Source organism: Candidatus Propionivibrio aalborgensis (genome assembly GCF_900089945.1).
Taxonomy (GTDB): Bacteria; Pseudomonadota; Gammaproteobacteria; order Burkholderiales; family Rhodocyclaceae; genus Propionivibrio; species Propionivibrio aalborgensis.
Window position 1 is genome coordinate 1 of record NZ_FLQY01000242.1, and the last position, 7,685, is coordinate 7,685.

Genomic DNA, 7,685 nt, shown 5'->3' on the forward strand with positions numbered 1-7,685 from the left:
TGGTTTCAGGTGGCAAACGCAAAGGGTCGTCAGACAGCTCAAACGTTCCGAGCATTTTCCAGAAGCCGGCTAATCGCCGGCTTTTTTGTGACTCTTGTTCCGCTCTTATGGTTTTGATATGCGAATTTTGCTCAGCAACGATGACGGTTACTTTTCGCCTGGGATTGAATGTCTGGCGCGAGCGCTGTCGACGGTGGCGGACATTACCGTCGTGGCACCTGAACGCGACCGCAGCGGCGCCAGCAATTCCCTGACGCTCGATCGTCCGCTTTCCCTCAAACGCTCGGCCAACGGTTTCTATCATGTGAACGGAACGCCCACCGATTGTGTGCATCTGGCCGTGACCGGCATGCTTGACGTACTGCCGGACATCGTTGTTTCGGGCATCAACGACGGCGCCAACATGGGCGATGACACGATCTATTCGGGTACGGTCGCGGCCGCTACCGAGGGCTTTTTGTTAGGTGTTCCATCGTTGGCGATTTCATTGTGCGGCAAACCCGGAGAGCACTACGATACGGCAGCGCGCGTTGCGCTGGATCTTGTGCAGTTGATCTTGCTCCAGAAAACGCTCGACCCCTTGCTGCTCAATGTCAATGTGCCGGATGTGCCTTACGAGAAATTGCGTGGCAAGGTCGTGACGCGGCTGGGCAAGCGTCACAAAGCGGAAGCGGTCGTGCGCACCGTGACGCCGCGCAACGAGACGGTCTATTGGGTGGGCGCTGCCGGCGAAGCTCAGGATGCCGGCGAAGGCACTGATTTTTTTGCGGTGGCCAACAATCAGGTCTCGATTACGCCATTGCAGATCGATCTGACGCACAACGCGCAGCTTCCCCTGATTCGCAGTTGGCTGGCACAGTGAGTCAAGTGCTTTCCGGCAGTGGCATGACCTCGCAGCGCACACGCTCGCGCATGATTGAGCGCCTGCGTGAGAAGGGAATTCGTAACGAGCGGGTATTGGCCGCCCTCGCCGCCGTGCCGCGTCATGTGTTCATCGAAGAGGCGCTTGCTTCGCGCGCCTACGAGGATACGGCCTTGCCACTCGGCTTTTCGCAAACGATCTCGCAGCCCTTCATCGTGGCGAGAATGATCGAGGTGCTGCTTGAAGGGCGTGAATTGGGTAAGACGCTTGAGATTGGTGCGGGGTGCGGCTATCAGGCTGCTGTCCTGGCGCAGCTGACAAAGGAAATCTATGCGGTCGAACGGATAGAGCCGTTGCTGGCCAAAGCCAAGCTCAACTTGCGCGCAATCCAGCAGTTCCGGGTTCGTCTGAAATATGCTGATGGGCAGTTGGGTCTTCCCGAAGCGGCGCCCTTTGATACCATCATTGTTGCCGCTGCGGCCTCGTCCGTTCCGCCGGCGCTTTTGCAGCAACTCGCACTTGGTGGCAGAATGCTGTTACCGGTGGGGAAGGGGGAGCAGTACCTTCTTCTGGTTGAACATCGTGCCGAGGGCTTTGTCGAAACCCGTCTGGATGGTGTTCGTTTCGTTCCACTTCTCTCAGGACTTGAATGAAGAATATGCGCGCTTTCGAGAAGCCGGGCAGAGCTATTTTCCTTGCTATTCTGCTCGCTCTGGCCGGATGTGCAAGCCGGTCTCCCGCACCAGTATTCGAGCGCGGCGGTCAACTGTCGTCCGCTACTGACAAGGATAGTTATGCCGTCAAGCATGGCGATACCCTCTACAGCATCGCTCGCGAACATGGAATGGATCCTCATGAACTGATTGCGATGAACGGCATCGTCACCCCGAACAGCATAAAGCCTGGAATGATACTCAAGGTGAAACCGCCGATAGCAACATCTACGGTGGCATCGGCCGTGCCGATCACGACCGATGTAGTTGATTCAAGGCCGTTCGGGAGCGAACAAGGCGTCGGGACGCAGCCGGTGGGCACCAACACCGAGACCTTGAAACGTGAGCCAAAGGCTGGGAAGGAGACCTACTCGGATCAGGCTCTGGCTCTGGCGCAAAATCAGAACCAGCCAAAGGCTACCGAGTCGGCGTCCGCTGCTGCGGCCAATCCTGAAGCGAAACCGGAACCCCCGCCCGCCGCAACTGCATTGAGCGGTGATGAAATTGCATGGGCCTGGCCGGCTACTGGCAAGATAATCGGCACATTCAGCGAGGGCAGCAACAAGGGGATAGATATCGCAGGCAAGGCCGGCGATCCGGTGCTTGCAGCAGGTGATGGAAAAGTTATCATCGCCAACTTCCTGCGCGGCTACGGCAGGCTGGTGATCGTCAAGCACAACAAGACCTACGTGTCGGTCTATGGCCATAACCGTACCTTGTTGGTCAAAGAGGGTCAGCTGGTTGTCAAGGGTCAGAAGATCGCCGAGATGGGTAATACCGATGCAGATCAGGTCAAATTGCACTTTGAGATTCGGAGCAAGGGCAAGCCGCTTGATCCCCTCAAGTTCCTTCCGCAGCGATAATCATGCCGGGCAAGCCTGACTCCGATTCCGGCTTCGCCGAGGACGAGATACCGCAGGAGAGAGCTCCGGCGGAGGAAGGATTTCTGGCTGAATCCGAAGACGAGGCAAATACTGCGACGCCGGAAGTCGAATTGCTCAATGACGTTACCCAGCATTACCTCAACGAAATCGGTGCCAGGCCATTGTTTACGCCAGAAGAAGAATTTGACTGGGCGTGTCGCGCGCATGGTGGAGAGTTTGTTGCAAGGCAAAAGATGATCGAGCATAACTTGCGGCTCGTTGTGAATATCGCTAAGCACTACCTCAATCGTGGAATTCCTTTGCTTGACTTGATCGAAGAAGGAAATCTTGGCCTCATTCATGCTATTGAGAAATTTGACCCGTGGCGTGGGTTCCGTTTCTCGACATATGCCACCTGGTGGATTCGTCAGAGTATCGAGCGAGCGATCATGAACCAGTCACGTACCATTCGTCTCCCGGTGCATGTGGTCAAGGAGATCAATCTTGTTCTGCGAGCTCTCCGGCACCTGGAATTGGCGAACGGAAGGGAGATTCACCTGGAACAGGTTGCCCACCTGATTGACCGGCCGATTGAAGAGGTGCGCAGGGCGCTTTCACTCAATGAGCATATTTCGTCGCTTGACGCACCATTGGAGATTGATCCCAACCATACGGTCGCCGATGCTATTTCTGATGACAATGTGCTCAGCCCGGAAAGTACGCTTCAGTCCAGCGAAGTGAGCAATCTTGTGCGTGAGTGGGTCGAACATTTGCCCGAAAAGCAGCGTCGGGTTCTTGAGCGTCGCTACGGCTTGGGGGGTGGAGAAATCAGTACACTTGAGGAGGTTGCCGCGGATCTCAACCTGACTCGCGAGCGCGTACGACAAATCCAGATCGAAGCGCTTGATCAGCTTCGTCGCGTCATAAAGCGCGGAGGGATGACGCGGGAAAACCTGCTTTGATGCAGAGAAGGTTTCATCGAAGGTTGGGCGATTTGTCCTGAAGCGCGGCTGGTATACCTCGAACACAAAGTAGAATCTTCATGAACTTGAGGATGAATCCTCGTTCCGCAGTATTTTCCATGTTCTCGGGGCCAACCGAGGTTCAGGGTTAGATCTGACTACATTGATCGATTAAGGATGTTTGATATGGGCACTAAGGTAGCAATACTGGATTCATCACTGCGGGACGGGGCTCAGGCCGAGGGGATCTCGTTTTCGGTAGAAGATAAACTGAAGATACTGGAGCTTCTGGATGATCACGGCGTGGACTACGTCGAGGCCGGAAACCCCGGATCAAATCCGAAGGATCTCGAGTTCTTTTCCCGTGCAAAGAACATCACCTTGAAACACGCCAAGCTCGCTGCATTTGGCAGCACTCGCCGTCATAACAACACGGCGGAGAATGACGACAACGTTCAGTCCCTACTGCTTGCCGAGACACCAGTTGTCGTCATATTCGGCAAGAGCTGGGATTTTCATGTGACTGACATCATTCACACGACGCTGCAGGAAAACCTGAAGATGATCAGCGATACGGTAGCCTTCTTAAAAGCTCGAGGCAAAGAGGTTATATTCGACGCGGAGCATTTCTTTGATGGCTACAAGAACAATCCGGAATACGCCGTCAAGTCGCTACAGGCCGCCGCCGAGGGTGGCGCCGACGCACTAGTTCTTTGTGACACCAACGGTGGAACTTTTCCGTCAGAAGTGGCGCAAGTCGTGACGGCGATGAGTGCTCTGTTCGAAGTGCCTATCGGCATTCACGCGCACAATGACTGCGGCATGGCTGTGGCCAATAGCGTGACTGCAGTCGAGAACGGTGCTCGGCATGTTCAAGGTACGTATATCGGTTTTGGCGAGCGTTGCGGAAATGCCAATCTGTCTACCATAATTGCCAACCTCGGAGTGAAGCGCGATTTTGAGTGTCTTCCGGACAACCAATACAGGAACATTACCCGCGTGGCGCGTCACATTGCAGCCATCTCGAACCTTGCTCTGAACGAGCGCGACCCCTATGTAGGCAACTGTGCCTTCGCGCACAAGGGTGGAATGCATATCGACGGTGTGAACAAGGCGTCCCATTCCTTCGAGCACATCAACCCGGATCTGGTCGGAGGTCAGCGTCGCTTCCTGATGAGCGAAGTCTCCGGGCGACGGATGATTCTTGAAAAGATATGGGAGGTGGATGCGAGCATTACCAAGGACGATGCGGTGACCGACAGCATCATCAAGCGTCTGAAGGAGTTGGAGCATGAGGGCTATCAGTTTGAGGGCGCCGAAAGCACGTTCGAACTTGTCATACGCAAACAACTCGGAAAGTATCGCCCGTTCTTTGAGCTTGAGCATTTCAAGATCATTGGCGAGCAACCGACGAATGGCGAATACGGTTCTTCAGCCATCATAAAGGTGAGAGTGGATGGTACTGATGAAATAACCGCAGCAGAAGGCGACGGCCCGGTCCATGCACTTGACTGCGCCTTACGCAAGGCTCTGGACAAGTTTTTTCCCGAGCTTTCGAACGTTCACCTTACCGACTACAAGGTGCGTGTCATCAACGGCCGGGATGCGACAGCCGCCAAGGTACGTGTATTGCTGCAATCGACAGACGGCGATGCAGTGTGGACGACAGTGGGCGTTTCCACTGATATCATCGAAGCCAGCTGGATAGCTCTTGTTGACTCAATCGAGTACAAGTTGCTGATACTGGAAGAAGCCAAGTGTTCTATGTAAAAAAAGTGACAACGTACTTTTTGTTTGTGTGGTAAATCGACCGAGGTTCCAGTTCGAACGAAAGCCGCAAATGTCGGGCCCGTGAGCCTGGCTCGTGAAATTCCTGCTGGCTTGGTCTGTCCCGGTATCCCAATCCATAGATTTCGCTATCTTTGATCCTTATCCTCGCCATAGTTACGGTTATGACTGCGGTTCGCTTCGCGAACTCGGCGCGTGGATACGCCTCTCGGCATGCACGCAGACCCATGGGTTGAGGTACTAGCACCGTTTTCCCGGCGTCGTGTAGACAGGTCAGAGGTGGGCGACTCCACTTGACATTCAACTGAATGAAAGGAAGCTTTGCACCATGCCATCGGATTCACCAGGAATCACTTGTGTCAAACCGCTGATTGCCAGCGAAGGCGAACATCTGGTCAAGGTCGCGACCGAGTCGCTGCTCGGCCATCTCGCTGATATTTGCGACGGTGCGATTATCGTCGACAGGCAGGCTCGCGTCGTCTGGATGAACGACCGCTATCCCAAGCGTCTCGGCCTAGCCGATCCGGCCTTGGCAATTGGACAACCGGTGGAGAGCATCGTGCCCAATAGCTTGATGCGAGAAGTGGTCGAAACGGGGCGACCGATCATGCTAGACATCATGGACTTCGGCGAAGAGTCTTTCGTCGTCATGCGTCTGCCGCTGCGCGACAAATCGGGCGCTGTAATCGGTGGCATTGGCCTTATGCTGCTTGACAATACAATGGGGCTGGCGCCGCTGGTTTCTCGCTTCAATCGCCTCAGAGTGGATTATGCCGACGCCCAGCGTTGCCTTGCCGAAGCTCGGCGCGCCAAACATACACTGTCCAGCATTATCGCCGCGTCGGACGTATGTGTTGCACTCAAGCAGCAGGCGCGGCGCGCGGCGCGCACAAAGGCGCCGGTACTAATTCAAGGAGAAACGGGTACGGGCAAAGAGCTTCTGGCACAGGCCATTCACAATGCCAGTCTGCGGGCGGACAAAGCGTTTGTTGCCGTGAACATTGCGGCAATTCCGGAGACGCTACTCGAATCGGAATTCTTCGGAGTCACCCCTGGTGCATATACCGGTGCGGACCGCAAGGGTCGTGACGGTAAATTCAAGCTCGCTGATGGCGGGACGCTTTTTCTCGATGAAATTGGCGACATGTCCGTCGCTCTGCAAGCCAAGTTATTGCGGGTGCTTCAGGAGGGGGAGTTCGAGGCGCTCGGTTCCAATCGGCTGGTACCGGTCGATGTACGCATCGTTGCTGCCACCAGCCGCGATCTGCAGGCAGAGGTTAGCGCGGGGCGCTTCCGTGCCGATCTCTACTACCGATTGAACGTTGTGACCTTGCCGATGCCCCCACTGCGAGAGCGGCTGTCCGACCTCCCGTTGCTGTGCGAGCACATGATTGAAGCGCTATGCCAAAAGCTGGGGCTGCCCCTACGCGAAATCTCCCCGGAGGCACTCCAGCGGCTACACCGGCACAACTGGCCGGGCAACATCCGCGAGTTGCAGAATGTGCTCGAACGAAGTCTCATGATGAGTGATGGTGACACCCTTACCCTCGCCGAGATAGATGCGGCTATGCTGCCGGCCCAGGCTTCTGAACCAGCAGCCGAGTCCGTTGGCCAGTCGCTCGCCGAAGCTATCGCGGAAGCGGAAAAAGCCGCCATCCGCAACTGCTTGGCGGCCTGCGCCGGCAACAAAGCGCGCGCTGCGGTGGAACTTGGCATCTCGCGCACCTCGCTCTACGAAAAGATAGCTTTGCTCGGTCTTGGCTGAGGCAAAGGCTAGTGCAGTCCATCGCAAGGTGTTCGCATGGCCGTACAGACTGTACGCCGCAGCGAACACTCGGTCTTTCGGTTCTTGCCCGTTCGAGCCCGCGATTGCCGGTATTTCATGGAATTGCGACGCGTGGCCCATTCCTTGCAATGGCATAGCCTTCGTTGGGCCTTCCAGCAGTGTTGGCTGGCGGTTTGGTCTAACGAATCTACAGGGATATATTCTTCTTGTGCATTTTGTCACGGTTGATAAAACAGCGTGCTGTTAATCTGGTTCGCAAGAGATTCGAAACAGGCGTCACTTTAGGTACGGCGTATCCGTTTGGAATCTCGATGACAGAAGAATTGTTTGGATGTATCAGACTAGGAGCAAATCGTGATTAAGGTATTCAGTCATTGGCTACATTTGAAGACAGTCTTGCGGATTCTGATCGACTTCATTTTTCCTGTTACCTGCGTTTTGCTGGCGGTGGTTTTGGTTGGACACAGAGGCCAGGAGAGTATTGAAAGCGTCATCATTTACGCTGTCGTCTTTGCATTGGCGATGATTGTATTCAATGCCTCGCTTGGGCTATATCAGCGCTCGCACGGACGAACCATAATGCAGACACGCGCTCGCGCGGTTCTCTCTCTCTATCTATCAGTCCCTCTTGCCTACGGTGTGTTCGCCTTGCTTTCGATCGCCGATGCTGATCACGAACTCCTGCTTGTCTCGGGTTTGGCTGCCTTGTTC

General features: G+C 55.2%; 6 protein-coding genes and 1 pseudogene. All 7 read left to right on the forward strand.

What is annotated here, in order from left to right:
* Nucleotides 1-118 precede the first annotated feature (118 nt).
* Nucleotides 119-862, forward strand: coding sequence for a 5'/3'-nucleotidase SurE (surE, locus tag PROAA_RS11750; protein ID WP_186411523.1), 744 nt, complete (start codon nt 119-121; stop codon nt 860-862).
* A 23-nt stretch (nt 863-885) separates the two neighbouring features.
* A complete protein-coding gene (locus PROAA_RS11755) occupies nt 886-1,515 on the forward strand; it encodes a protein-L-isoaspartate(D-aspartate) O-methyltransferase (protein WP_186411528.1) in 630 nt (209 codons plus the stop codon).
* Nucleotides 1,512-2,438, forward strand: a complete 927-nt coding sequence (locus tag PROAA_RS11760; protein WP_186411524.1) for a peptidoglycan DD-metalloendopeptidase family protein — start codon at nt 1,512-1,514, stop codon at nt 2,436-2,438. Before PROAA_RS11755 ends, PROAA_RS11760 begins: the two co-directional genes overlap by 4 nt.
* 2 nt (nt 2,439-2,440) lie before the next feature.
* Nucleotides 2,441-3,400: an RNA polymerase sigma factor RpoS gene (gene rpoS / locus PROAA_RS11765; protein ID WP_186411525.1), complete on the forward strand. Its 960-nt coding sequence runs from the start codon at nt 2,441-2,443 to the stop codon at nt 3,398-3,400.
* Between the two features lie 186 nt (nt 3,401-3,586).
* Nucleotides 3,587-5,170: a citramalate synthase gene (gene cimA, locus PROAA_RS11770; RefSeq protein WP_186411526.1), complete on the forward strand. Its 1,584-nt coding sequence runs from the start codon at nt 3,587-3,589 to the stop codon at nt 5,168-5,170.
* Nucleotides 5,171-5,516: 346 nt separating this feature from the next.
* Nucleotides 5,517-6,953, forward strand: coding sequence for a sigma-54 interaction domain-containing protein (locus PROAA_RS11775; protein WP_186411527.1), 1,437 nt, complete (start codon nt 5,517-5,519; stop codon nt 6,951-6,953).
* Between the two features lie 375 nt (nt 6,954-7,328).
* A pseudogene (locus tag PROAA_RS11780) lies at nt 7,329-7,685 on the forward strand (TIGR03013 family XrtA/PEP-CTERM system glycosyltransferase); the annotation flags it as partial.

Coding starts and splice junctions, on each gene's coding strand:
- cimA (WP_186411526.1), top strand. CDS start 3,587: ATGGGCACTAAGGTAGCAATACTGGATTCATCACTGCGGGACGGGGCT.
- PROAA_RS11760 (WP_186411524.1), top strand. CDS start 1,512: ATGAAGAATATGCGCGCTTTCGAGAAGCCGGGCAGAGCTATTTTCCTT.
- rpoS (WP_186411525.1), top strand. CDS start 2,441: ATGCCGGGCAAGCCTGACTCCGATTCCGGCTTCGCCGAGGACGAGATA.
- PROAA_RS11775 (WP_186411527.1), top strand. CDS start 5,517: ATGCCATCGGATTCACCAGGAATCACTTGTGTCAAACCGCTGATTGCC.
- surE (WP_186411523.1), top strand. CDS start 119: ATGCGAATTTTGCTCAGCAACGATGACGGTTACTTTTCGCCTGGGATT.
- PROAA_RS11755 (WP_186411528.1), top strand. CDS start 886: ATGACCTCGCAGCGCACACGCTCGCGCATGATTGAGCGCCTGCGTGAG.